Source organism: Engelhardtia mirabilis (genome assembly GCF_007748095.1).
Lineage (GTDB): Bacteria > Planctomycetota > UBA1135 > UBA1135.
In genome coordinates, this window is sequence record NZ_CP036287.1 from 1,818,928 (window position 1) to 1,843,438 (window position 24,511).

A 24,511-nucleotide genomic window follows, 5' to 3' on the forward strand; every position below is an offset into this window, starting at 1 on the left:
GAGTCCGAACTCTAGTTGCTCGACTCGTCCGCCACGGTGCGGTCGCTGGCCTCGAGGCCGCGGCGGCGCATGGCGTCGAGCAGCTTGCGGCCGAGCACTTCCAGGCTGGTGGCGGGCCAACCCACCGCTACCGTCCCGTCGCCCTGCTCGAGGACGACGACGCCGGCGTCGGACAGGGCGACGTCCGTGAGGGCCAGGCCGAGGGCCTCGACCAGCTCGGGATCGTCGAAGGGCAGATCGCCCACGAGAGCGTCAGGAACCTGAACGCGGTCGAACATGGAGCGAGCCTAACCCTGAATGCCACCGATTCCAGGGGCGTTCCGCGAGGCATTGCCGCGGGCCGCCGGAGAGGGCGCTCCCCGGCTCCGTGGCCGGGCACTCTCGTCCCCGGACGGGCAGGCGCAGGGGCCATTGGGCCCCGGCCATGCACGTCCGGGCCGGGCGTCTCAACCCCGGACCTTGGAGCTCTTGCGGCGCAGGTTGCTGTCGAGGATCCGCTTGCGCAGCCGCAGGCTCTGCGGGGTGACCTCGAGCAGTTCGTCGTCCTCCACGAACTCGAGTGCCTCCTCCAGGGACATGACCCGGGGCGGCGGCAGGTTGGCGGAGTCGTCCTTGCCCGAGGCTCGCATGTTGGTGAGCTTCTTGGCGCGGCAGACGTTGAGGTCGAGGTCGCCGGGCTTGGCCGTCTCGCCGACCACCATGCCCTCATAGACGTCGTCGCCGGGGGCGACGAACCACGTGCCGCGGTCCGACAGGCCGTCCAGGGCGTAGGCCACGGCCGGGCCGCTGCGGTCTGCGACGAGCACCGCGCCGGTGCGGCGCGGGATGGCCCCGCCATCGGGCCGCCAGCCGTCGAAGAGGTGGCTCAGGATCGCCTCACCCTGACTCAGGGACAGGAGCGACGTGCGCGCGCCGATCAGGCCGCGCGCGGGGATATCGAACTCGACCCGGGTCATGTTGCCCTGGGTGTCCATTTCGATCAGCTCGCCGCGGCGGCGGCCCATGAACTCGATCACGCGGCCGGCGAATTCGGTCGGGACTTCGACGGTGGCGCGCTCGAAGGGCTCCGAGCGCACGCCGTCGACCTCCTTGATGATGACCCGCGGCTTGCCGACGCAGAACTCGTAGCCCTCACGCCGCATGTTCTCGATCAGCACGCCCAGGTGCATCACGCCGCGGCCCTTGACCTCGGTGCCTTCGGTCTTGTCGGTGGGGGCCAGGGAGAGAGCCGCGTCCCGCAGGGCGGCGCGCTCCAGGCGCGAAAGCACCTGACGGCTCGTCACGAACTTGCCCTCGCGTCCACACAGGGGCGAGTCGTTGACCTGGAAGACCATCGAGATGGTCGGCTCGTCGATCTCGATCCCCGGCCGGGGGTCGGGCGCGTCGATGGGGCAGAGGGTGTCGCCGATGGACAGGTCCTCGATGCCCGCGACGACGGCGATGTCCCCGGCCACCACGACGTCCGTGGCGACCTTGCTCAAGCCCTCGTAGCGATAGAGGTTCTTGACCATCGAGTTGATGGGCTTGGGGCGGTTCGGGTGGCACAGGGCCAGACGCGCACCGACGCGCAGGGTTCCGCGCCAGACTCGACCGATCCCGATGCGACCGACGAAGTCGTCGTGGTCGATCGTCACCGATTGGAACTGCACCGGTCCATCGGGATCCATCGGCGGCGCGTGCACGTGCTCGAGCACCATCGCGAACAGGGGCCGCAGGTCGTCGGCCCGCTGACCCAGCTCAGCCACGGCCCAACCGTCGCGGCCGGAGCCGTAGCACACGGGGAATTCGAGCTGGTCATCCGTGGCACCCAGCTCGACGAACAGGTCGAAGACCTCGTCCAGGACTTCCGCCGCGCGCTCGTCGGGTCGGTCGACCTTGTTGACCATGACCATCGCTCGCAGGCCGGCCTCGAAGGCCTTGCGCAGCACGAAGCGCGTCTGGGGCATGGGCCCCTCGTAGGCGTCGACCAGCAGCAGCACCGCGTCGGCCATGCCGAGCGTGCGCTCTACCTGTCCACCGAAGTCGGCGTGACCGGGGGTGTCGACGATGTTGATGCGGACGCCGTCGTATTCGATCGCCGTGTTCTTGGCCAGGATCGTGATTCCGCGCTCGCGCTCCTGGGCGTCCGAGTCCATCGCCCGCTCGGGGATCAGCTGGTTGTCACGGAAAGTCCCCGCGAAGCGGAACATGGCGTCGACCAGGGTGGTCTTGCCATGGTCGACGTGCGCCACGATGGCGATATTGCGGATGTCGGTAGTGGTGCGGGTCATGGCCTGGGAGGGACAGCGGAAGCGGGTACGCGGCCGCAAATTGGCCGCACATGATATCCGCGCCGGGGCGTCCACGCCCTCTCCGGCATTCCTCGGTCACGATCCACCGCCAAGGGAGACGACCGGATCCGCCTAGCTTCCCTGGCCGGTCCGACCTCCGAGCCCGTCGCCAAGCGCAGATGGCGCGCCCCGCGATCGACCTCGGGGCGACGGTGGGGCCCGCTCGCAGCTCGCGATCGGACCCCGCGCGAGTCAGGCTCGATCAGGGCAACAGGTTCAGGGGCAGGGCGTTGGTCACCAGGGCCGGAACGAATTGGCCGTCCAGAATGACTCCAGCGTGGTCCACGTGCAGGCCGGCCAGGGTCGGTGCCGACCCGACGGGCAGGCTGAAGTTGGCCGAGCCCTCACCCGCCGCGTCGAGGGTGCCGACGCCGTTCTGGAGCGGGGACCCAGCGCCGCCGGCCAGGGTCAGGCTGAAGTAGGCGTCCGGCACGAGCGGGACGGTCAGGCCGCCCCCCAGGGGCAGCCCGGGCGAGGTGCCGCTCACGCTGCCGGCCAGGACGTGGATTCCGCCGCCGAAGCCCGCGCCGGCATCGATCTTGATCGATTGGTTGCCGCCGGTGGCCACGCTGATCGAGAAGCTGCTCGACTGCAGCACGCCCAAGAGCGGGTAGGTGCCCACGTCGCTGGTCGTGCCGTCCGCATCGACCGGCGCCGACGGATCCCCGGCGTCGATGCACGGCGAGCCGGAGCTCAAGTGGTAGTCGCCCCCGGCCGCGTCGACGAAGAGCGGGTCGGCGTCGAAATTCCCGCTGCCCGGGGTCGGTTCGGAGACGTTGGAGTAGCTGACCGCGCCGGTGAGCAGCAGCTGGCCAGGGACGTTGCCGCGCACGATCGAGTTGGTGATCGGACCGCCGCCGTAGATCCCGCCGCCTTCGCAGGAGCCCGTGCAGGGGAGATCGAGGATCTCGTTGTCCACGACCGTGCAGTGGTCCACGCTCGCCGGCTCGAACAGACCAGCGCCGCGCACGGGGATCCCGCCGAACGGCTGGACGCGATTGCCCGCGACCAGGCAGTAGGACAGGCTCGCCGGCCCGGCCACGCCGCCGCCGGAGTAGGCGTCGAAGCCCGTGAGGTTGTCGACGATCTCACAGTCGGCGATCGTGCAGGGCCCGGTGGCGAAGACGCCTCCGCCCTGGTTGTAGTAGCTGAGGTTGCCGGCGATGCGGCAGCCGTAGAGGTCGGCGTCGCCGTAGACGGCACCGCCCGCACCGCCGACGTTGTCCACGAGTTCGCAGTCGATCAGGATCCCGCCGCCGCTGAAAGCGCCGCCCAAGCTCGCATGGTTGTCGCGCACCACGCAGCCTTGGATGATCGGCGTGGCGCCCATGGCCCACACCGCCTGGCTGGTGATCATCGAGTCGGACCCGGTCACCGTGAAACCGGTCAGCCGGGAGCCGGCCGTCTCGCCGTCGTCGAAACGCACGACCGCGTCGGGTCCGGGCGGGCCGTCGATCACGGCCCCGGTGCCGTCGATGATGGTGGCCTGGGCACCGGCGGCGCTGATCAGTTCGATCGCCTTGCCCCGGAAGTCGATGCGCTCGTTGTAGGTGCCCGGCTGGACCAGGACCGTGTCCCCGTCGAGGGCGACGTCGATCGCCGACTGTAGGGTCGGGAACTGGCCGGGGACGTTCAGGACCGACTGCCCCAGGGCGGGAGCGGCGATGACGGCCAGGGCGAGTAGGTGGGCACAATGGGGGCGAATGGGCTGCATGGGGCTCCTCCGGACTCCTCGGGTTGATTCGGAGCGACTCGAGGCGACGTGTAGGGCCACGCCGAGACCCGGGGCAGCGGGTCGGGTCGCTCGAACACGATCGTAGCCAAGGGAGCGAATTCTGGCCGGAGCCCAGGGCCTGCGGCGCGGCCCTCCCGACCTCAACCCGCCAGCTTCTGGAAGCGCTCGAGCTCGCGTAGGGAGTCCAGGTCGGTGTTGCTCCAGAGCTCGCTGCGGACGTAGTAGCCCCGGGACTGCGCTTCCTCGAGGGCATCCATCGACTCGTCCTCGCTGCCGAGCAGGGCCAGCACGCAGGCGATGTGGAACAGGGTGTAGCCGTCCTTCGGCGCCCGGGCCCGGGCGCGCTCGCACTCGGCCCGCGCTTCGTCGTGGGAGCCCATCCGCGCCAGGAGCAGCGAGAGGTGCAGCCGCGCCTCCTGGTCGTCGGGCACATCGCGCAGGTGGGCCCGCGCGGCCTCGATCCCGCGGTCGGCGACCTCGAGCCCCTCCTCGTAGCGATCGAGTCGCTGCAGCACGTTGTAGAGGTGGTCGTAGGAACCGATGTGCGTGGGCGCCAGGGCGATCGCGCGGCGCAGGAGGGGCGAGGCCGCCTTCAGGTTGCCCTGCCGAGCCAGTAGCGCGCCCATGAAGCGGTGGGCCAGCCACTCGTCGTTGTCGCGCTGGATCGCCAGGCGGTACTCGCGCAGCGCCCCGTCGGAGTCGCCGCTCATGGCCAGGGCGAACCCCAGTGAGGTGTGGGCCTCGGCGCAGGTCGTGTCGACCACCAACGCCCGGCGTGCGGTCTCGAGCGCCTCGTTCAGGAAGCTGCGGTCGCCATCCCAGTAGAGGTACTTGCGGACCAGGGCCTCGGCCAGGCCCGCGTGGGCCAGGGCGCAGCTCGGGTCGGCCTCGATCGAGCGCCGGAAGGTGCTGATGGCCGACATCAGGTGCTTGCTCGTGCCGCGGTGCAGGACCTCGTGGGCCTGGTGGGCGAGGGCCGCGCCCAGCTCCGGGTCGCGCTTGCTGTCGCCCTCGGCGGCCGACGGCAGGGTCTGCTCGGTCAGCTCCTTGCGAACCCCGCGGATCACGCTACGCACGATCTGCCCTTGCAGACCCCACTCATCGGCGTCCACGTGCTCGGCGACGCCGGTGACCTGGGCCTCGGTGCTGCCCGGCCCGACGCGGCGCAGGCTGTACTCCATCGTGCCGTTGTGCCCGTCGAGCAGCAGTCGCCCGCGCAGCAGGTAGCCCTCGATCTCGATCGTCGCCGGGTCGTCGGACCCCACCAGCTCGACCTCGAGACCCGTCGAGCGCACCAGCTCGGCGGCCAGGTCGCGACGGATCCCGCCGGCGAAGGACGCGGTGTGCTCGTTCTGGGGCTCGGCCCCCAGGGGCGCCAGGAACAGTCGCCCACGAAGCTCGTGCGCCGTGGCGGCGCGCCCGCCGCCGGAGACGTCCTTCTCGACGCTGATCAGCGCCGCGTGCACCGCGGTGCCGTCGGGGTAGCGGTCCTCCGGCTTGCGTGCCAGGCAACGCAGGATGATCTCCTCCAGCGCCGGCGGAAAGCCGCTGCGCAGGGCCGAGGGCCGGCGCGGCTCGCCGTCGAGGATCGCCATGCAGACCTCCGGGAACGACTTGCCGCGGAAGGGCAGGTGTCCCGTCAAGGCGTGGTACAGCACCGACCCGAAGGCGAACACGTCCGAGCGCACGTCGAGCTCGTGCCCGCGCACCTGCTCGGGGCTCATGTAGAGCACCGTGCCCACCAACATGCCCTCCTGGGTGATGTTGGTCTCGCCGGTCGAGCGGCAGATGCCGAAGTCGAGCAGCTTCACCGTGCCGTCGGCCAGCAGCATGATGTTGGCCGGCTTCAGGTCGCGGTGGATCAGCCCGCGCTTGTGGACCAGCTCGAGCGCGTCGCCCACCTGCAGGGCCACCCGCAGGCCCTCCTCGTAGCCCAGGGTGCGGTCCGCCAGCACGCGGTCGAGGGCACGACCCTCGAGGTACTCCATCACGATGTACGAGGTGCCGCGGTCCTGGCCGTACTCGTAGATCGTCGCGATGTTCGGGTGCTCGAGGGCGCTGGTGTGCTTGGCCTCGCGCTCGAAGCGGGTCACCGCCTCGGGGTCGAACTCCACGTGGGGGCGCAGGATCTTGAGCGCCACGGTCCGACCGAGGCGCGCGTCCACGGCGCGGAAGACCTCGCTCTGGGGACCTTCGCCGAGGCGGTCGGTCTCGGGCTCGAACTCGAAGTTGCCGAATTTCATGGGGCGCGTCGGACCGGGGGGAGTCTGCGGCCGGCGTATTCTAAGCAGCCCCGGTGGCTCGATTCGCCCCCGGACCAGGCCCTCCGCCCACGCCGATCCCATGTCGACCGAGTCCACCGCCCCCGACGCCGAACCGCGCGCGCAGACCGGGGAAGTCCGCTTCGCCGAGGGCGACTTCCACGCCCTGTCCGACCCGCTCGACCGCGACCGCCAGTTCGACGACGCGCGCCTGGCCACCCGTCGCAAGCTTCTGGCCCTGGGGAAGCGCTTCGTGAAGGCGAGGGCCGAGGAGGGGCCCAAGCTCGACTGCCGAACTTCGATCCACCACCCGCGGGCCTTCAACGGCATGCGCGTGCGCAGGCTGTGGACCTACCTGATGCGGCCCAAGGCCGAGAAGACGCGCCTGCGGCGCACGATCGGGGCCGATCTGGCCAAGGACCTGGATGCCGCCTACCGCAACGCCTACCTGTGCCTGGCGATCGAGTCCGACGCCCTGGAGGTGAGCTTCCGGATCCATGCGGACGCCTGGTTCGACGGCCAGAACCTGCTGCGCCGGGTGAAGGCCGAGGGGCTCGACTCCTGGCTCGCGCAGCTCAACCGGTTGGACGGCTTCCAGCTGCGAATGCACGACTGGAAGGGCGAGTGGCGCTGCGGCCAGCTCGAGCCGGAGAAGCTCAAGGAGTACCTCTCCTACTACACCCCCGGCGAGCACAGCCTGGCCGTCGAGCGTCGCTTCCCGGCCCCCGCGGGGGCGCGGGACCACGCCTTCTCGGCCGATGCGCCGGAGCTGCTCCTTGCGGAGCTCGAGCGGTTGGTGCCGCTGTACCGCTTCGCCACCTGGTCGCAGGAGAGCGACTTCCTCTTCGCGGACTGACCGTGGACCGGCCCGCGTCCGCTCAGTTCGCGTACTTGATGCCGCAGCCGTAGGAGCGGGTCTCCTTCGGCTCGACGTCATTGCCCTGCAGCAGGGCATCGAGGGTCACCGCGACGTAGTTCGTCGCCCCCTCGAGGGTCGCGGGGCTGGGCGAGGCCTGGTCGTCGATTGCGCCGCGGTAGACCAGGCGACCCTCGCCGTCGATCACGCACATGTTGGGCGTGGTGCGAGCGTCGTAGGCCTTGCCGACGATGCCGGTCTCGTCCAGCAGCACCGCGGTTGCGGCGATGCCCTGGTCGGCGATGGCGGCGTTCCAACCGGCGCTGTCCAGGTGCCCCTGCTTGCCCGGGCCCGACGAGCTGATCGTGAGCCAGGTGACGCCTTCGCCCGTGTAGCGTTCTTGCAGCGCCTGCATGTTCCCCGCGCCGTAGTGCTTCTTGACGAAGGGGCAGTCCAGGTTGACCCACTCGAGCACCACCGGCTCGCCGCGGAAGTCCGAGAGCTCGTGGCTGACGCCCGCGGAGTCGACCAGGCGGAAGTCCGGGGCGGCGCTGCCGAGCTCGGCGACGCGGACCTCTCCGAGCAGGGCCGGCGCTGCATTCGAGCCGACCTCGAGCGCCTCGCTGTCGGCGGAGGATCCGTGGACCTGGCCCGCCGCGCTGCGGGGGGCGTCTTCCCCCGACTTGCAGGCGGTCAGGGTCAGGGCGAGTGCGGCGGCGAGGGTCGTTGCGCGGAGGGTGTGCTTCTGCATGGTGGGGCCGATCTGCCTCGGGAGGGGGGCCGCATCGGTGGGCCGCTGGGCGGCCGCGGTACCAGAGGCGCCGAATCGGCTGCCATACAGATAGATCCACCGGACGCCCGCGTTCCAGGCCCCAAGGGCCCGATTGGGCCCTCAGTGGCCCGCGGAGACCGTGGGCGCCAGGGTGGCCGCGGGCTGGACCGGCGAAACGCGCCCCTGGTCCAGCGGCAGGTCCTGCACCAGCCCCGCCGTCGGCCAGCGCCTGCTCAGCTCGTCGGCGATGCCCGGCATGGCGGCCAGGTGGACGGTGCTCCCGTCGTGCAGCAGCACCCGCGGGTCCAGGGCTTCGAGCATGCCGGCGGCGCCCAGATCGCCGTACTTGGCGGAGAAGACCTGGGTCGCCAGGTAGGCGTGGAACCCGGGCACGAGCTCGCGCCAAGCCTCGAACTCGGCCGGCCCGAGCAGCTCGGTGGGGGCGGAGCGCAGAGAGATGACGTCGTCGATCCCGGCCGCCTCGGCCAGCCACTGGTAGGGCACGACGGTGTGGCCTTCGTCCGCGGCTCGCAGGCACAACTCGTGCAAGTAGCCGAGGCCGTGCCGCTCGCGAATGCGCTCGACGACGACGAAGCCGATCCCGTAGAAGCAGTCGGGCAGGCGCTTCCAGCGGCGCTTGAGCGAGAGCGTGTCGTACGACAGCAGCTCCTCGAGGTTCACCTCGGCGCCGCCGCGGTCGTAGTGGAAGTCGATCTCGAGCCGGCCGTCGTGGGGGTCGCCGGGCGGCGCGTCGTACTCGACCGTGAGCGGCATGCGCCCGCAGAAGATGCTGCCCTCCACCGCGCGCAGGGCGCGGATGCGCGCCGAGGCCTCGGGGGTGAGCTGGGCCGCGACGACGTCGCACAGACCTTCTTCGAGCGCGCCCGGGAGGGTCTTCCAGTCCGGACCCACCAGCGCGTGGACCAACTCATGGGCCAGGAACCACTGGGGGAACTCGGTGTCGCTGCGCAGGTGGATGCGGCCGCGCTGGTTGTCGTCGCCGACGAGCGTGAAACCCTTGACGGTGCTCGGCACCACCTGGCCCATGCGGTGCCGCAGCTCGTGCTGCACCCAGACCTCGGTCTCGCGCTGCTCGGTTCCCGGCAGGACCTCGAGGATCCGCGGCTGCAGCTCGCCGACCAGGTCGCCGAAGCGCACGGCCTCGGCCTGGGACTCGGCGCGCACCAGGCCCCAGTCGTGGCTGACCGCCATGGGCGGGGCCGGAGCGGCGCAGGCGCCCAAGAGCGCTGCCCCCGCGAGTGCGAGGGTCAGTCGGCGCAGGCCCGCGATCCTGGTGTGAAGCTTCCCCATCTCGACCGGGCCCCGAGGGCACCCGAGGAATCCTACCCCCCTGCGCCGCCCACGGATGCTCGCCCGACCGCGAGTACGTTGCTTGCGAGGTCGAGCGTGGCCCCGGGCGGGAAGAACTTTCGCGTCCCGCGCCACCGGTCGGGCCCGCCGTCGTCGGCCGGCCCCCGGGGTGGGGCATTACAGCGCCTGGTTCAGGATCACCAGGGCGGTGCCTGGAGCCAGGGCCAGCTGTCCGGATTCGACCTCCACCAGCACGCCCTGCAGCGGCAGGGTCGCCCCGCCGAAGCCGGGGGCCTGCAGCGGCACCGGGATCGGCTGGATGGTCGTGCCCGACCCGGGCAGGGTCCATGGGCCGACCAGCGCGAGAACCTGACCGAGCATCAGCGGCGCCGGCTGGACCTCGAGAGGCAGCCAGGCCGCCGGCGCTCCGACCAGGCCGAAGGCCAGGTCCCCGGGCTGGCCGCTGAACTCCAGGCGGGCGTTGTTGCCGCCGCGCACCGGGCCGTTGACCGAGAAGCCGCGCGCCGAGCCGGCGAGCTGGACGACCTCGTGGGGTGCGCCCGATTCGATCAGCAGCGCGTCGCCGGCACCGCCTGGTCCCGCGCAGGGCGACGCGCCCCCGCCGCCGCCCGCCGCGGAGTGGTCGCGCAGGGTCAGCTCACTGCCGGACTCGAAGAAGGGCACCCCAGTCGCCGCGACCGCGCGAACCCCCGAGCCACCATCGCCTCCGTCGCCGCACTCCAAAGGACCCAGCGGCGGGATGAACACCTGCCCCCCCTGGCCGCCGGAACCGCCGGCCGAAGAGCCGCCCGCGACGAAGGCCTCCGACGAGACCAGGCGCAGGCCGTCGCCGCCGTCCGCGCCCGACGACGAGCTCTCCGCGGGCGCGTGCCCGCCGTTGCCGCCGACCAGGTCGCAGTCGAAGACGGCCAGGCGCGAGCCGCGAACGTGGACCGCGCTGCCACCTGCCGCGGGCGGGCCCACGAAGCCGGTGGTGATGCTGTCCCCGGCCGTCACCGTGCAGCGCGCCAGCAGGACCGCCTCGGATTGCTCGATCCGCACGGCGTCCTCGCCAGCGCCGGTCGACGCCGAGGCGACGAGCAGGCAGTCCTCCAGCCACACGCTCCCCGCGCAGCCCAGGATCTCGACCACCTTGGCCCCCGACACGCCCACTTCGAGCCCGCGCAGCACGACCAACTCACCGGTCGGCACGCCGCTGACGATCCAAGGCGCGGCCACCCGAACCGAGGCGTCCGCATCGGCGACCACCGTCAGCCCCACGCCGTCGATCGACAGGCTCCCGTAGTCCCCCGCTCGCACCAACACCACGTCCCCCGGCCCGGCCGCGTCGACCGCCGCCTGCAGCTCGGTGAAGTCCACGCCGCTCCCACCGTCGTCATCCACCACCCAAACGGTCCCAGCAGCGGCCACCGGGACATGTGCCGCCGTGCAGCCAGCGATCAGGAGTCCGGTCCAAGCGCGAGAGTCGAGTGCATTCATCGAAGTCTCCGAGGGGTCGAGGTCGAGCGCCAGCGGTCAAGCCCGCAACGCCCCCTGGTCGCCCCGAAGCCCCCCGTTACGCCCGCCCAGCCACCAACGGCGACCCGCGGCCACGAGCGACCCGCCGGCGATCACCAGCCAGCCGTCCTGACCCAACTCCCGCGCAAATGCCGGGCGACTCCAGCCGCGTCGCCCTGCGAAGACCATCCGGCGACCCGCCACCGATCGCCGCCCTACCTGAGGAGTGGGGCACCGGCGGCAGCGCGCTCACGACGAACCGCGACCGAGCGCCATCAGCCGTGAACCGTAGCGCCTCTTCCGCCAGCACCGATTCGCCCGCCGCGCAAGATCATCGCCGAGAGATCACGATCGCCCGCTCTCTCAGATCACCAATAGCCGGGCCCACACCGTGAGTCGCACGCAGTCGCACGCAGTCGCACGCAGTCGCACGCAGTCGCACGCAGTCGCACGCAGTCGGGCGCGAGCCATGCACCAACAACCACCAGCGCTCCGCATTCCGCATTCCGCAGTCACACCAATGCTCCAACGGCGCCAGCCGTTGGGCCAAGAGGCACCGTCAGGCGTGACGCCGTCGGCACCGACCAGCAGACGGCCCGGCGACAGCTCCGCTGTCGCCCAGCCGTCAGCTCGTCGGCGCCGACGGGGTCACCCCAATGCTCCAACGGCGCCAGCCGTTGGGCCAAAAGGCACCGTCAGGCGTGACGCCGTCGGCACCGACCAGCAGACGGCCCGGCGACAGCTCCGCTGTCGCCCAGCCGTCAGCTGGTCGGTGCCGACGGCGTCACGCCTGACGTGTGGTCGAGCTCGATCTGATCCGCCTGCGTCTGGCGGGAGAGCTTGACGTAGACGTCGAACAGCTTCTGCTCGATCGGGAACTGGTAGTTCCCCGTACGAAGGCGCCAGCCGGAGATGTGCTTCATCGCCTTGCGCACGACGTTGGAGCCTTCGCTCACGAGTCCGTCGTAGAAGGACGAGGTCGAGCCGTAGCGCTTCCAGGTCTCGATCACGTCGTAGGGCAGGCCCACGTCGTCGACCGCGTACTTGTACTCGAGGCAGGAGCCCCATTCCTCGAGGGTCGTCGGCGGCTTGTAGCCCATCGCGACGGCCTTGTTGTACTCCTCCGACCCGGGGATGGCGCGGAAGGGGAAGACGTCCGAGGCGGAGCCGGGGAACTTCTCCTTCATCAGCGCGGCGCGGCGGATGGTGGCCATCATCTCCTCGCGGGACTCACCGGGGTAGCCGATGATCCACGTGGTGCCGGTCTGGATGCGGCGGTCGTAGATGCGACCCAGGGCGAACTCGAGGTTGTTCTCGAGGTCGATCTTCTTCTTGATCCGTTCCTGCCCCTCGGCGGAGCCGGCCTCGGCGCCGAGCACGACCAGGTGGCAGCGGCTCTCCTTGAGCAGGTCGACCGACGGCTCCTTGTAGCGCGCGATGGTCTCGATCTCGTAGGTGGCGTTCCACCAGAAGGGGCGTCCGGCCTCGAGCAGGGTCTCGCACCACTCGTTGGAGCGCTTCTCCGCCACGCCGAAGTTGGCGTCCTGGAAGCGCATCACGTTGAAGCCGAAGCGGTCTTGCAGCTCGAGGATCTCCTCGGCCAACTGGCGCCCGGGGATCGCCTTCCAGCGTCGTCCGGTGACGATCGGCGAGCAGCAGAACGTGCAGGGCTCGGGGCAGCCGAAGCTCGAGAAGTGGCTGAAGCCGCGGTACGGCGTGCCGCGCGGCATGTCGAAGGGGTCGGGCAGCTTGTGCCGCACCTTCGCCAGGCCGGGGTTGTTCTGGCGGTCGACGTAGGCCTCGTAGTCGAGCAGGTGCCACGGCACCGGCGCGAACTCCTCGAAGCCGACCACCGGGCGGTGGTCGGTCATGACCATCTTGCCGTCGCGCCACAGGGCCAGGCCGGCCACGGCGTCGAGGGGCTCGCCGGCGTCGAGGGCCAGGACCACGTCGCGGAACAGGGTCTCGCCCTGGCCGATGCCGACCGCGTCGGCAATTCCGGAGCTGAGGTACAGCTCGGGCGCGACCGAGGGGAACCAGCCGCCCCAGATCATCGGCAGCTTGGGGTACTTGGCCCGGATGCGCTGGGCGACGCGCGCGCCGTGGGTGACCTGGAAGCCGAGGATGCAACTGCTGGCGAAGAGCAGCGCCCCGTCGCACAGCTCGTCCAGCCGCTCCATGTAGTCGTCGTGGATCATCGCGTCGACGATCTGGACGTCATAGCCCTCGGACGCGGGCCAGGCGGCGATCTGCAGCAGCTCGAGCGGCAACAGATCCGCGCTCACGCGCACACCCTGGTCGGGGTCGGCGCGGTGGGGCAGGAACAGGACGATGCGCTTGGAGGACTGACGGATCATCGCGCGGGCTGGGCCAGGGGAGGGGCGGCGTGGTGCGGAGCGGCGCGTTGGCGCGCGGCTCGCTTCGGATCGGCGCGAATCACGCCGATCGGGGCCCCGGCCGGGCGGGGCCCCAGTAGTTCTCAGTTCGCGGCCGAGGCCATCTTGGCTCCGTGCGACTCCGGCTGAAGCTGCTGGTAGTCCTCGGAGACGTCTTCGGCGGCCGCTTGCCGCTGCCCGGACACGCGCACGTACAGGTCGAACAGCTTCTGCTCGACCGGGAACTTGTAGTTGCCGTTCCGCAGACGCCAGCCGGCCATGCGCGACAGGGACTTGCGGACCCAGTCCCAGCCCTCCTGCACGTGCATGTCGTAGATGGCCGCCGTGTTGTTGTAGCGGCGCCACTCCTCGCGGATGGCCTCGGGCAGGGGCGTGTTCTGGGCGTTGTACTTGTACTCGAAGCACATGCCCCACTCGTGGAAGTCCTTCGGGGCCTGGTAGCCCGCCTTGACCGCCTCGTCGAAGTCGTGGGTGCCCGGGATCGGACGGAAGGGGTAAACCTCCGAGCCGGCGATCGGGAACATGTGCTTGATCATCGCGGCGTGCTTCAGCGTCGCCGCCATCTGCTCTTCGGTCTCGCCGGGGTAGCCGATGATCCAGAAGGTGCCGGGGATGATGTTGCGCTTCGCGAGGGCGCCGATCGCCTCGGGGATGTGCCCGAGCTTGATCTTCTTGCCGATCTGCGTCTGCATCTCCTGGTCGCCGGTCTCGGCGCCCAGCCACAGCAGGTGGCACTTCGACTCTTCGAGGAGATCGAGCGTCTCCTCCTTGTAGCGCATGATCGTTTCGATCTCGATCGTGCCGTTCCAGTGGATCGGGACCTTCAGGTCGACGAGGGTCTCGCAGAACTCCTTGGTGCGCTTCTCGGCCACGCCGAAGTTGGCGTCCTGGAAGCGCAGCACGTCGAACTTGAAGCGCTGCTGCAGCTCGGCGATGTCCTCGGCCAGCTCCTTGCCGCCGATGGCCTTCCAGCGCCGACCGGTGAGGCGCGGCGAGCAGCAGAAGGTGCAGGGCTCGGGGCAGCCGAAGCTCGAGAAGTAGCTGAATCCGCGCGGCGGGTTGTCGGGCGTCCAGTGGCCGGGCAGCGGGAAGCGGTGGCGCACCTTCATGCGCGTCGGCGTGGTCTGTTTGACGGCGTACTTCTCGTAGTCGAGCAGCTCCCACGGCACGCGCTCGAACTGGTCGAAGCCGACCACCGGGCGGTTGTCCGTGTAGACGACCTTGCCATCGCGCTTGATCGCGAGGCCGGGCACGGAGTCGAGCGGCTCGCCGCAGGCCAGGGCCTGGACGACCTCGCGGAAGGTCAACTCACCCTGCCCCAGGCCGACCGCGTCGGCGATGCCGCTCTCGAGGTACATCTCGGGGGTCACGCTGGGGAACCAGCCGCCCCAGATGATGGGCAGGTCCGGGTACTTCTCGCGCACGGCCTTTGCGACGACGTAGCCGTCGTAGACCTGGTAGCCGAGGATGCACGAGCTGGCGAAGCAGAGGGCCCCGTCGCAGGCCTCGAGGACCTTGGCGATGTAGTCCTCGTCGACCATCGCGTCGATCATCACGACCTCGTGGCCGTCGGCGATCGGGCCGGACGCGATCTGGAGCAACTCCAGGGGCAACAGGTCGGCGCTGAAGGTCTCTCCACGCGAGGGGTCAGCCCGGTGGGGAAGGAACAGGACGACTCTCTTCGACTTGGCCTGGATCATGAGTTGGGGGGGTCGCGCTCTCACTGGGCCACCGCGTCCTGGCGGACCGGCGCCGATACATGGGCGCCCGGCCGCGGGCAGCGGTCGGGCCCGTCTAGGCGGGTCTTGCGCAGATGCGGGTGGGCGGTAGACCCTTCCGTCCACGTCAAACTACTCGGCCCCTCGGCGCACTGGCGGATTTTTCCACCGAATGAGGTGCTGCGAAGGGCTCATCGACCGCGGCCGCGGCGCACCCGAAGTCGATCGTCAGGACGCGACTCGGGGCCCGCGAAGTTGCCCAGTCAACCGTCCGGCGGCGAGCGCGGCCGACTCCGCTCGGATCGGGTTCCCCGCCTCGCCGCGATCGCTCAGCGCAGGGGCTGGCCGATCCCCTCGTCGCGCTCCGGCGGAGGCGTCTGAGCCAGCTCCGCCGCCGGGCTCTCGACCCACTCGAGCCAAGCCGAGTCGAACTGGGCGTAGGTCATGCCCAGGTGGGTCTGGAAGGCCTCCCGGTGGTGGTCGAGCATGTTGCTGCCGTCGGGGATGTGGTCCTCGCTGAGCAGGCCGGTCAGGTCGCCCAGGATCTTGGCCAGGGCGTCGGGGTGGACCTCGGCCAGGTACTGGGCCTTCGACCAGCAGGCGAAGTGCAGGGGCAGGTCGAGCTCGCCGTAGCCGCGCAGGCGGACCATCTTGGCCATGCTCGGCAGCTCGTCCTTCTTGATCAGCTTGCGGGTCTCCCCGAGCCAATCCGATTTCGTTGTCTGGACCCCGGCCGAACCCTCGTCCCCGTCGAAGGTGTTGAAGACCGGGCTGACCTCGCGCTCCAGCAGGTGCCCGATCCCCTCGCGGATCCAGATCGGCAGCTCGTAGGAGTAGTGCTTGTAGCCGTCCAGCAGGTTGATCGCGAGGTTGAAGGCCATGTGGCAGTGCATGCCGGTGTCGTCCTTCAGGTCGCCGTCGTCCACCACCAGCACCGCCACCAGGGAGTCGCGCTCCAGCACGTTCCAGCGCTGCGATTGGTAGACCTGCAGGCCGAAGTAGTGGGACAGGAAGTCGTTCCCCATGCCCTCGCTGGGGACCATCAGCACCTCGTACTTGTTGCGCTGACCGAGGTAGGGCCCCATCCCCATGAATTTGGAGTTGATGTCGAACATCTCCACCGGCGGGGGGAACATCGAGTCGTCCACCTGCAGGATCTGCTGCATGCGCGTGTAGATCGCCTCGGCGCGCCGCGCGAACAGGTGGGCGCGCAGCCAAGGATCGAGGCTGCGCGGCTTGAGCGGGACCTCGGGCAGGACCAGCTGCAGCTCCGCCAGCTCCGCCTGGATCTTCTTCTTGTCGGTGCGCCCGGGCTTGTAGGGCCCCAGGGCCATGCCGATCTGGAAGTGCTCGGTCTCGATCCAGCGGATGTCCGCCTCGGCCATGTACTTGTCGACGTCGGCCGTGTCGGTGGTGCCGAACTCGAAGCCGCCCAGGGACGTCAGGCCCGCGGCCGCCAGCAGCACCGCATCGCCCTGGGTGTAGGGGTCGGTGCTGGGGTGGTTGGGCGGCAGGTCCTCGTCATCGCCCTGGGCCCAGGTGGGCGTGGCGGCGGCGAGGACCAGGCAAGTGGCGGCGAGGGCAGCAGTGGAGCGGATGTGGTCCATGGTCGTCACGGTCATCACTGTTGAGCCCCGGCGTCGGCGGAACTCGTGGCGGTGTCGTCCGAGGCTCGGTCGGAGTCGGTCTGCATGTTGGCGCGCCAGGCCAGGGGCACGATGCGCTCGTACTCAGGATCGACGATGGTCAGCTGTGTGTCCCAGGTCAGGTCGGCCAGGGCGTCGCGATCGGTGCCCGGGGGCACGAAGGGGAAGTCCCTGACCTCGATCTCGAAGTGGTCCAGGCCCGGGTGGGGGCCGGGAGCGTGGTCGAGGCAGCGCGCCAGGCGCAGGCGGCCGATGCCCGCGATGGGGCCGATCCACTCGCCCAGTGGGGCGTCCTGCAGGGCGGCCCAGACCTCCAGGCCGATGGTGCCCCAGTCGCCGACGAGCGCCAGCGCGGGGTCCGGCTCGGTCGGCTCGGCGCGCAGCTCCGCGAGCAGGTCCTTCGCCTCGGCCAGGGCCCCGTCGCGCGCTGCCCCGAAGGCGGCCTCGGCGGTCAGCCGCGGAAACAGGTGCCCGGTGAGGGCCCGGCGCCGGTGCTCGCGCGCCGAGACCCCTGGCATCACGGCGGCGACCCACGCGGTGACCTGATCGACCTCGGCCCCGGAGAGGGGCAGCCCATCCACCGCGAGCACGGTCCCCGCCGGCCACTGCTCGCCCGCGGAGCCGCCCGACCCGCAGGCTGACAGGACCGCCAGGAGGCCGGCGGCCAGGGGGGACAGGGCCCCTCGCGCCGCGGCCGAGCTCACCGCGCGCTCTCCTCGAAGCGGGCCAGGAAGGGCAGCACGCGCCTGGTCGTGAACTCGTAGGTCTCGTGGACCCGCGCCTCGACCGCCTCCAGGCCCCCGGCGACCACCAGCGGCGGGAAGGTCCCCTGGCACTCGATCCACAGGGAGCGGGGGTCCGACGGCAGGGACTCGATCCGCACCCCGAAGGCGCTGGGCTCGTCCGGCCGCGGGGTGAAGACCATACGGATGCCCAGGGCGCCCGCCGGGCGGCCGATCTCGGCCAGCTCCTCCTCGACCCCCAGCAGCCCCGCGCCCACGAACTCGATCCCGGAGTCGAAGCCGAGGGGGTTCACCAACATCCGCACCGTGACCGCCTGGGCCACGAAGGCGGACAGCCCGCGGGCCTCCGCCATGGGCTCGGAGGTCGAGCGCACCCGCGAGGCGAATTCGTCGGCGGTCAGGCCGGTCAGCTCCTCGACGAAGCGGAAGCGGTCCTGCAGGAAGGCGGCCTGGCTCTGGGCGCCTGGCCGCTGGACGGGGTTCGACAGCACGGCGCCCTCGTGGGTCACCGTGAAGCTGCGGTAGGTGGGGTCGCCGGAGCGGAATTGCGTGTCGTGGAGCCTCTGGACCGGTGCCGGATCCGGGGTCACCGGCGGGTGCAGCAGCTCGCAGAGGAAGGCGATCGTTCGGGGTGCGTGGGGCATCAGACGGGCATCCTACGCCGGAGGCGGTCGGTGGGGCCGAGGTGGGCGACACCGGCCCCGCGCGAGAGGTTCGATTCCGATGGTGAAGGGCCCGGGGAACGGAACAGAAGTCCGAGCCCGCGCGTTCCCGGACAGTGGCTGCTCCGCCGTCCGCGGACACCTTCCAGGTGGCCGGGCCCAGCCGGGACCCGTGTACCATGTTCCGCCCTCCGAGCCGGGGGGGAGGGCTTCCTCCCCCAGAGCCGGCGGGCTCGGCGCCAACGCCGGCCTCCCCTCTCCCGTAGCCCCCTCGAGCGTCCCTGTCACGCGGCCGTCCGGTCGCTTTCGTCCTCCGTGCGGGGACTTCCGCCTCGCCCCGCCGCGAGCCAGACCCATGAAGCAGCTTCCCTTCCTTCGCCGCCCGCTCCTCGCAGTGGGCGCTTGCCTCGCCACCGTCGGGCTCGCCGGCGCGACTCCTTTCTTCGTCGCGAGTCCCGTTGCGGCCGCACAGGAGGCTGGCACGCAGGCCGCGGCGGTCCGCCTGGACGCCCTCGCGGTGACGCGTGCGGTCGAGTCGGCCGGTGGCACCGCCGCGGCCCAAGAGGCCCTGGTGATCCCCGAGTCCGACGTCCATCGGGCCCTGGTCTACACCCTCGGCTCGACCGAGCTCGAGTCGCGCAAGGTCAACGTCTACATCGACGAGGAGATCCGCCGCCAGGTCGCCGAGGGCGCCGAACGCTCGGCCTTCGACGTGACCGACGAGGAAGTCGCCGCGGCTGTCGAGGACACCCTGCGCCAGATCAAGGAGCAGTACCCGACCATGGCCGAGGAGTCGGTGCTGGCGCACAACGGCATCCAGATGGAGAGCCTGGGGCGCATGACCGCCCAGTCGAAGCTGTTCGAGCGCGTGTTCCTGCCCGACGACCCGTCCGAATGGCCGGCGACCACCCGCGAGGCGATCAAGGCCAGCGCAGGTGACGAGTTCCTGCAGCGACTCGAGGAGTCCCACGCCCAGCGCCAGGAGCTCTTGGCCAGCGGCGACGAGGCCGCCGCGGCCCAGCAGGAGGCCGGTCAGGCCATGTTCCGCATGTTGATGCGGCAGATGGTGATGCAGAGCCTGAACTCCAGCAGCGAGATCGAGACCGCCAGCGACGGCCTGCCCGAGGGCGTGGCCATGCGAGTCAACGGCGTCGACATCAAGACCGAGGACATCTACGCCTCGATCGCCGGCCGTGTCACCGACCACGACCGCCACCTGGCGGAGCAGTGGGTCACCAAGTGCGCCTTGCTCGAGCGGGTGCTGAAGTCCACCGGCAACTACCTCTCCGACGAGGACTTCAAGGCCGCCTACGACGCCTATGAGGAGCCCTACAAGGGCTCGCCCCTGAACCTCGAGGTGATCGTGCGCAGCTTCAAGCGCTTCCCCTCGATGGAGGCCTTCCGGCGCTACTTCCGCCTGATGAAGTCCTACGAGGCCATGATCGGCGAGGAACTCACGGACGAGACCCTGACCGAGCACCTGCCGCGCGCCAACCGCTTGATGGGCGTGGGTTCGATCGACGTCGAGTTCATCCTCTGCAGCGCCTTCGACTTCGCCAACAAGCAGTGGCTCGAGGGCGGCTGGAGCCAGGCCGCGGCGGAGGCCCGCACCGTGGCCCAGGGCCTGGCGGACAGCGCCGGCGAGGACTGGGACGCCCTGCTCGCGCAGCACTCGGACTTCTGGGACCCGCCGCTGTCGACCACGCCCCAGCAGCAACAGCCCAAGCGCAAGAACCAGGGCCGCTTCGGCGCGCTCAACCGCAACGAACTGCTGCAGTACCTGGAAGAGAGCGACTACACCTGCTTCCTCGAAGGCTGGTCGGTGGGCGACGAGGTCTTCTTCAGCCTCGAGCCGGGCCAGCTCGGCGGTCCCTGGATCGGCCCCTACGGCTACTACTTCGCGCGGGTCAAGCGGCGCATCCCGCCCAGCAAGATCCAGAGCCTGGGTGACCCGACCTTCCGTGACATGGTCGTGCAGGACTACGTGGCTGTGCGCTTCAACGAGTTCGCGCGGGACATCTACGAAGCCGCGACGGCCGAGGGTCAGTGACGCCTGAGCGTCCGTGAGGGGCGTGGGGAGGGCCAGCCCTCTCCCATGGCCAGCCGGGCGAGCTTCGACTGCGACCGGGGGATCGGCGTCCAGGACGCCGATCCCCCGGTGCAATTCCGGCCGATGTACCTGCCCGCGGGCGGAATGCCGCAGAGCGCGTGAGAGATTCGCCCCCCGCCTCGGCCTATCCTGTTGACCCCGTGGACAGCGATTCGAACCTCAAGAGCTTCTGGGCTCTGATCAAGCCCCACGCGCTGCCGCGCCTGCCGTGGCTGGTGGCGGTGATCCTGCTCAGCTCGGTCGGCAGTGCGGGGCTGGCCTTCGCGTTGCTGCTCGCGAAACCGATCCTGGGCGTGCTCTTCCAGGGCTCGACTTTCAACACGATCGGACTTTCGACGGCCGGCGAGTCGAGCTGGTTGGACAACAACCTCGCCAGCCTGGCCCAGTGGATGGCCGACGCGACCGGCGCCGTCGACGGCAGTGCCCTGCCGATGATGCTGGCCATCGCCGCGGTCCTCTGCGTGATGGGCCTGGTCTCGGGCGCGGCGACCTACGGGTCGATCGTCATCGCCCGCTGGATCGGCCTGCGCCTGGTGATAGACCTGCGCCTGCGCCTGGCCCGTCACCTGATGGGTCTCAGCGTGCGCTACCACGGCACCCGGCGCTTCGGCGACCTGTTGAGCCGCATCAGCGCCGACGTCCAGCAGACGTTGATGACCGTCGACCTGGCGCTCAAGGAACTCGTCCGCAATCCGATCGAGGCGCTGTTCTACATCGTCGTCGCGGTGATCGTGGCGCCCCAGCTGACGCTTGCTGTTCTGGTCGCCATGCCGGCACTCGCGCTACCGGTGGTGCTGCTCTCGAAGCGCGTCCGCAAGGGCTCGACGCGCAGCCTGACCTCGTTGGGTGCGTCCGTCCAAGCGCTCAGCCAGATGTTCCAGGGCGTGCGCACGGTCAAGGCCTTCCGCGCCGAGGAGCGCGAGCTCGCCAGCTACCGCGAGCACAACGAGGGCTACCTCCGCAACGCCATGAAGATGGTGCGTGCGGTGGCTCTGACCCAGGGCTGGACGGTGCTCATCAGCCTGGTCGGCTTCGCCCTGATGTTGGTGGGGATCGGCCTGTTGGCCGAGTACACGTCAGCCTTCGAGGGCGATCCGGGCGTGTTGATGGTGTTCCTGGTCGCGATCTCCCAGGCCTACAACATGATCAAGCGCACCACGAACGCCGTCACTCGGGTGCAGGAGTCCATGGGCGCTGCGGCACGCTTGCAGGGCATCCTCAACGAGCCGGTGGACGTGGTCGAGAGCGCGAACCCGCAGCCCATCTCGGGCCTCGGCGCCGGCGTGCGCTTCGAGGGCATGACGTTCAGCTACGCCGAGACTGACCGTCCGGCCCTGCGCCACATCGAGCTCGACATCCGGCCGGGGGAGAAGCTCGCCATCGTGGGCGCCTCGGGCTCGGGCAAGAGCACGTTGATGGACCTGTTGGCGCGCTTCATCGATCCGACCGAGGGTCGCATCACGGTCGACGGGGTGGACCTGCGCGATGCCTCTCTCGACGACTGGATCGCTCAGTACGCGATGGTCGGCCAGACGCCCTTCCTGTTCCACACGACGATCGGCGAGAACATCGGCTACGGCAATCCGAACGCGAGCCAGGAAGAGATCGAGCGCGCCGCCCGGGCGGCGCACATCCACGACTTCATCCTGAGTCTGCCCCAGGGTTACGAGACCGACGTGGCCGACGCGGGCGCGCGCCTGTCGGGTGGCCAGCGCCAGCGCATCGCCATCGCGCGGGCGGTGCTCAAGGGAGCGCCGCTGCTGCTGCTCGACGAGGCCACCAGCGCCCTGGACTCCGAGTCGGAGGTCGCGGTGCAGCAGGCCCTGGACGAGTTGATGGAGGGGCGCACCGTGGTCGTCATCGCCCACCGGCTGTCGACGATCCGCAACGCCGACCGCATCGCCGTGCTCGAGGACGGCGACCTGATCGAGCTGGGCTCCCACAGCGAGCTGCTCGCGCGCGACGGCGTCTACGCGCGGCTGCACGCGCTGCAGACGACACCCTGAGCGGCGATCGCGCGGGGCGAGCGCCGCTTCGCGCGGTGCTGCGACCTGCGCGCAGCTTGGCGCTGGGACCTGCCTGGAGCCGGGCGGTGCAACCTACGCCGCAACCGGCGCCGCGACCCCTTTCAGCGCTCGAGCAGGCAGACCGCCTGCACCGCGACGCCGCTGCCGCCCGCCAGGGCACCGAGGCCCTCGAGGCTCTTGCCCTTCACGTTGACGGCGTCGACCGCGAGGCCGAGCAGCTCCGCCATCTTCGCGCGCATGGCCGCGCGGTGGGGCGCGATGCGCGGTCCCTCGGTGGCGATCACCACGTCCACGTTGATCGGCCGCCAGCCGGCGGCGCCCACGCGGCGCACGACCTCGGTCAACAGGGCGCGCGAGTCCGCACCCCGCCAGCGCTCGTCCGTGTCCGGAAAGAGCGTGCCCAAATCGTCCAGGCCCGCGGCCCCCAGCAGGGCGTCCGCCACCGCATGCAGCACCGCGTCCCCGTCCGAGTGCCCCGCCGGCCCGCTGGGGTGGGGGAGTTCGACCCCGCCCAGGATGCATGGACGACCCTCGACCAACCGGTGCAGGTCGAAGCCGGTGCCGACCCTCGTGCTCATGCCCGTCCTCCACGCGAGGCCAAGAGCGCCCGCGCCAACTCCAGGTCGGGGGGCGTGGTCACCTTGAAATTCGTCGGCAGGTCCTCGACCAACTCCGGCGGGCCCTCGTAGCGCTCCCACAGGGCCGCGTCGTCGGTGGCCCGCGCGCCCTCGCCGATGGCCGCCTCGAGCACCCGCCGGAAGGCGTCGGCGCGGAAGGCCTGGGGCGTGTGCGCCGCCCACACGTATCGGCGCTCTAGGGTTCGCGCGACCCGGTGGCCGTCCTCGGTCCACTTGAGCGTGTCGCGCGCCGGGATCCCCAAGAGGGCGCCGCCGTGCTCCAACGCGGCCAGGACCACGGCGTCCACGCGGTCCGGATCCACCAGCGGGCGCGCCGCGTCGTGAACGGCGATGACCTGCACGTCGGTGGGGCAAGCGGCCACCCCCGCGCGCACGGAGTCGGTCCGCTCGGCGCCACCGGGAACGATCGCAACCACGCCGGCCATGGAGGGCGATGTGGTTCGGAGTTCCTCCAAGAGACCTACATCGTCAGGGTGACCGACCACGATCACGTGGCCCACGGTTCGAGCCGCGGCCAAGTTGGCGCAGGCGTGCTCGAGCAGGGTGCGGTCGTCGAGCAGCAACAGCGGCTTGCGCGCGCCGCCTTCGCCGGCCGCGACCATCCGTTGCGACGAACCGGCGGCGACGACAACGACGGCAGCCACGGCAGTGGTGCGGTCGGCGCTGGGTTGCGACTTCGAATCCGAGGGAGCGGGACTCGGCATGGGGAATGGCGGACGACTGGATGCTCCAACCGCGGCCTCGAAGAGCGTACGGTGCCGCCATGCTCGCGGGGAAGCATCCGACCGGTCCGCTGGACGCCAACCGAGCAGGTCGGGTCTCGCCCCCGCGTCAGCTCTCCTCAACGCAGCAGTCCGATCCGACTGCGGCAGTCGTCCGCTTGGCGACCCCCGCTCCGACGGTGCCCGCTCCGACGGTGCCCGCTCCGACGGTGCTCGGCATCGACCCCGGGACCCGGGTCATGGGCTACGGCGCCGTCACCGCTTGCCTGCCCGTGCCGGTCTTCGTCCGAGCGGGGGTGATCCAACCGCGCAAGACTAACGACCTCCCCGGGCGCTTGGCCGTGATTGCCATCGAGCTGGAAGCGCTGCTCGAGGAGCTGCACCCCTCGGTGGTCGTGGTTGAACGCGCCTTCACCGGGCGCAACGTCCAAAGTGCTCTGCGACTCGGCGAAGCCCGGGGCGTGGCCATCGCCTGCGCGGCCCGCTCGGGAGCCATGGTCGTGGAGATCACCCCCGCGGCCGCCAAGCGCGCCGTGGCCGGCAGCGGATCGGCCGACAAGGATCAGGTGGCTGCGATGGTCATGCGGATGCTGGGCCTCGTGGACCCCGGTGGCCCCCGCGACGCCACCGACGCCCTGGCCATGGCCCTGGCCCACGCCCTACAGATCGCCGCCCCAGCGGCCCAGGCCTCGGCTCTGGGTCGGCGCACCCCGGGGGGCTTGCGATGAGTCTTTCCGAGGCGAGTCGCCCGTCGTCCCGGGGCGGCCGGGGAGTTCTCGTCGGGGAGTCACATCGGTGCGACTCGAGTGGAGGAGGAACCCTTCGGTCGTGCCGCGTCCGATTCGTCTTCAACCCATTCGGAGCTAGCAAGACCCGGCAATTGACAGCTCGTCAATGGGTTTTCCTTAGGCCCTGGTCGTTCGGCGACGAGCCCCTGGTCCGTTCAGAGCGGCGTCGCCCGACTCGATTTCCATCAACTTCGCAATCGCGGAAATCGCTAGTAGACTTCATCGTCGGCCGCATCCCCCGCAAGGGACTGCGACCCTCGGCGATCTCCAGGGACTCC

Annotated in this window: 18 protein-coding genes; 4 read left to right on the forward strand and 14 right to left on the reverse strand. The window is 70.4% G+C overall.

The window, feature by feature from the left end; translation table 11 throughout:
* Positions 1 to 11 precede the first annotated feature (11 nt).
* The 4 genes from Pla133_RS06550 to Pla133_RS06565 form a co-directional block, all read right to left on the reverse strand.
* A complete protein-coding gene (locus Pla133_RS06550) occupies positions 12 to 278 on the reverse strand; it encodes a hypothetical protein (protein WP_145063735.1) in 267 nt (88 codons plus the stop codon).
* 168 nt (positions 279 to 446) lie between these two features.
* Positions 447 to 2,270 carry a translational GTPase TypA gene (typA, locus tag Pla133_RS06555; RefSeq protein WP_145063737.1) on the reverse strand — a complete coding sequence of 608 codons (1,824 nt, stop codon included), beginning with the start codon at positions 2,268 to 2,270 and terminating at the stop codon, positions 447 to 449.
* A gap of 262 nt (positions 2,271 to 2,532) precedes the next feature.
* Positions 2,533 to 4,044, reverse strand: coding sequence for a right-handed parallel beta-helix repeat-containing protein (locus Pla133_RS06560; protein ID WP_145063739.1), 1,512 nt, complete (start codon positions 4,042 to 4,044; stop codon positions 2,533 to 2,535).
* 161 nt (positions 4,045 to 4,205) lie between these two features.
* Positions 4,206 to 6,308, reverse strand: coding sequence for a protein kinase domain-containing protein (locus Pla133_RS06565; RefSeq protein ID WP_419192193.1), 2,103 nt, complete (start codon positions 6,306 to 6,308; stop codon positions 4,206 to 4,208).
* Positions 6,309 to 6,408: 100 nt separating this feature from the next.
* Here Pla133_RS06565 and Pla133_RS06570 point away from each other — a divergent pair, with 100 nt between their 5' ends.
* The gene (locus tag Pla133_RS06570) at positions 6,409 to 7,182 is read left to right on the forward strand and encodes a hypothetical protein (protein WP_145063743.1); all 774 of its coding nucleotides are present in this window, start codon (positions 6,409 to 6,411) and stop codon (positions 7,180 to 7,182) included.
* Between the two features lie 22 nt (positions 7,183 to 7,204).
* Here the strand turns inward: Pla133_RS06570 and Pla133_RS06575 are convergent, their stop codons facing one another.
* The 8 genes from Pla133_RS06575 to Pla133_RS06610 form a co-directional block, all read right to left on the reverse strand.
* Complete coding sequence (locus Pla133_RS06575; protein ID WP_145063745.1) at positions 7,205 to 7,933, reverse strand: redoxin domain-containing protein; 729 nt, start codon at positions 7,931 to 7,933, stop codon at positions 7,205 to 7,207.
* Between the two features lie 141 nt (positions 7,934 to 8,074).
* Positions 8,075 to 9,265: a hypothetical protein gene (locus Pla133_RS06580; RefSeq protein ID WP_145063747.1), complete on the reverse strand. Its 1,191-nt coding sequence runs from the start codon at positions 9,263 to 9,265 to the stop codon at positions 8,075 to 8,077.
* A 177-nt stretch (positions 9,266 to 9,442) separates the two neighbouring features.
* On the reverse strand, positions 9,443 to 10,765 hold the full coding sequence (locus Pla133_RS06585) for a right-handed parallel beta-helix repeat-containing protein (protein ID WP_145063749.1): 1,323 nt from the start codon (positions 10,763 to 10,765) through the stop codon (positions 9,443 to 9,445).
* A gap of 779 nt (positions 10,766 to 11,544) precedes the next feature.
* Positions 11,545 to 13,140: a B12-binding domain-containing radical SAM protein gene (locus Pla133_RS06590; RefSeq protein ID WP_145063754.1), complete on the reverse strand. Its 1,596-nt coding sequence runs from the start codon at positions 13,138 to 13,140 to the stop codon at positions 11,545 to 11,547.
* A gap of 122 nt (positions 13,141 to 13,262) precedes the next feature.
* Complete coding sequence (locus Pla133_RS06595) at positions 13,263 to 14,879, reverse strand: B12-binding domain-containing radical SAM protein (RefSeq protein ID WP_145063756.1); 1,617 nt, start codon at positions 14,877 to 14,879, stop codon at positions 13,263 to 13,265.
* A gap of 347 nt (positions 14,880 to 15,226) precedes the next feature.
* Positions 15,227 to 16,519, reverse strand: coding sequence for a hypothetical protein (locus Pla133_RS06600; RefSeq protein WP_145063761.1), 1,293 nt, complete (start codon positions 16,517 to 16,519; stop codon positions 15,227 to 15,229).
* The gene (locus Pla133_RS06605) at positions 16,519 to 17,247 is read right to left on the reverse strand and encodes a hypothetical protein (RefSeq protein ID WP_145063765.1); all 729 of its coding nucleotides are present in this window, start codon (positions 17,245 to 17,247) and stop codon (positions 16,519 to 16,521) included. The genes Pla133_RS06600 and Pla133_RS06605 overlap by 1 nt, the downstream gene beginning before the upstream one ends.
* Positions 17,244 to 17,930, reverse strand: a complete 687-nt coding sequence (locus Pla133_RS06610) for a hypothetical protein (protein ID WP_145063768.1) — start codon at positions 17,928 to 17,930, stop codon at positions 17,244 to 17,246. The genes Pla133_RS06605 and Pla133_RS06610 overlap by 4 nt, the downstream gene beginning before the upstream one ends.
* Before the next feature lie 373 nt (positions 17,931 to 18,303).
* On the opposite strand from Pla133_RS06610, the gene Pla133_RS06615 reads away from it, so the two are divergent.
* Both Pla133_RS06615 and Pla133_RS06620 read left to right on the forward strand, forming a co-directional pair.
* A complete protein-coding gene (locus tag Pla133_RS06615; RefSeq protein ID WP_145063770.1) occupies positions 18,304 to 19,998 on the forward strand; it encodes a hypothetical protein in 1,695 nt (564 codons plus the stop codon).
* A 200-nt stretch (positions 19,999 to 20,198) separates the two neighbouring features.
* Positions 20,199 to 22,064, forward strand: a complete 1,866-nt coding sequence (locus tag Pla133_RS06620) for an ABC transporter ATP-binding protein (protein WP_145063774.1) — start codon at positions 20,199 to 20,201, stop codon at positions 22,062 to 22,064.
* A 122-nt stretch (positions 22,065 to 22,186) separates the two neighbouring features.
* On the opposite strand, the gene ispF is transcribed toward Pla133_RS06620, so the two are convergent.
* Positions 22,187 to 22,663 (reverse strand): 2-C-methyl-D-erythritol 2,4-cyclodiphosphate synthase, encoded by a 477-nt coding sequence (gene ispF / locus Pla133_RS06625; RefSeq protein WP_145063780.1) that lies wholly within the window; start codon positions 22,661 to 22,663, stop codon positions 22,187 to 22,189.
* Positions 22,660 to 23,367, reverse strand: a complete 708-nt coding sequence (gene ispD / locus Pla133_RS06630) for a 2-C-methyl-D-erythritol 4-phosphate cytidylyltransferase (RefSeq protein ID WP_419192194.1) — start codon at positions 23,365 to 23,367, stop codon at positions 22,660 to 22,662. Before ispD ends, ispF begins: the two co-directional genes overlap by 4 nt.
* A 257-nt stretch (positions 23,368 to 23,624) precedes the next feature.
* On the opposite strand from ispD, the gene ruvC reads away from it, so the two are divergent.
* Positions 23,625 to 24,173: a crossover junction endodeoxyribonuclease RuvC gene (ruvC, locus tag Pla133_RS06635; protein ID WP_419192195.1), complete on the forward strand. Its 549-nt coding sequence runs from the start codon at positions 23,625 to 23,627 to the stop codon at positions 24,171 to 24,173.
* Positions 24,174 to 24,511 lie beyond the last annotated feature (338 nt).

Coding starts and splice junctions, on each gene's coding strand:
- Pla133_RS06550 (WP_145063735.1), bottom strand. CDS start 278: ATGTTCGACCGCGTTCAGGTTCCTGACGCTCTCGTGGGCGATCTGCCC.
- typA (WP_145063737.1), bottom strand. CDS start 2,270: ATGACCCGCACCACTACCGACATCCGCAATATCGCCATCGTGGCGCAC.
- Pla133_RS06560 (WP_145063739.1), bottom strand. CDS start 4,044: ATGCAGCCCATTCGCCCCCATTGTGCCCACCTACTCGCCCTGGCCGTC.
- Pla133_RS06565 (WP_419192193.1), bottom strand. CDS start 6,308: ATGAAATTCGGCAACTTCGAGTTCGAGCCCGAGACCGACCGCCTCGGC.
- Pla133_RS06570 (WP_145063743.1), top strand. CDS start 6,409: ATGTCGACCGAGTCCACCGCCCCCGACGCCGAACCGCGCGCGCAGACC.
- Pla133_RS06575 (WP_145063745.1), bottom strand. CDS start 7,933: ATGCAGAAGCACACCCTCCGCGCAACGACCCTCGCCGCCGCACTCGCC.
- Pla133_RS06580 (WP_145063747.1), bottom strand. CDS start 9,265: ATGGGGAAGCTTCACACCAGGATCGCGGGCCTGCGCCGACTGACCCTC.
- Pla133_RS06585 (WP_145063749.1), bottom strand. CDS start 10,765: ATGAATGCACTCGACTCTCGCGCTTGGACCGGACTCCTGATCGCTGGC.
- Pla133_RS06590 (WP_145063754.1), bottom strand. CDS start 13,140: ATGATCCGTCAGTCCTCCAAGCGCATCGTCCTGTTCCTGCCCCACCGC.
- Pla133_RS06595 (WP_145063756.1), bottom strand. CDS start 14,879: ATGATCCAGGCCAAGTCGAAGAGAGTCGTCCTGTTCCTTCCCCACCGG.
- Pla133_RS06600 (WP_145063761.1), bottom strand. CDS start 16,519: ATGACCGTGACGACCATGGACCACATCCGCTCCACTGCTGCCCTCGCC.
- Pla133_RS06610 (WP_145063768.1), bottom strand. CDS start 17,930: ATGCCCCACGCACCCCGAACGATCGCCTTCCTCTGCGAGCTGCTGCAC.
- Pla133_RS06615 (WP_145063770.1), top strand. CDS start 18,304: ATGAAGCAGCTTCCCTTCCTTCGCCGCCCGCTCCTCGCAGTGGGCGCT.
- ispF (WP_145063780.1), bottom strand. CDS start 22,663: ATGAGCACGAGGGTCGGCACCGGCTTCGACCTGCACCGGTTGGTCGAG.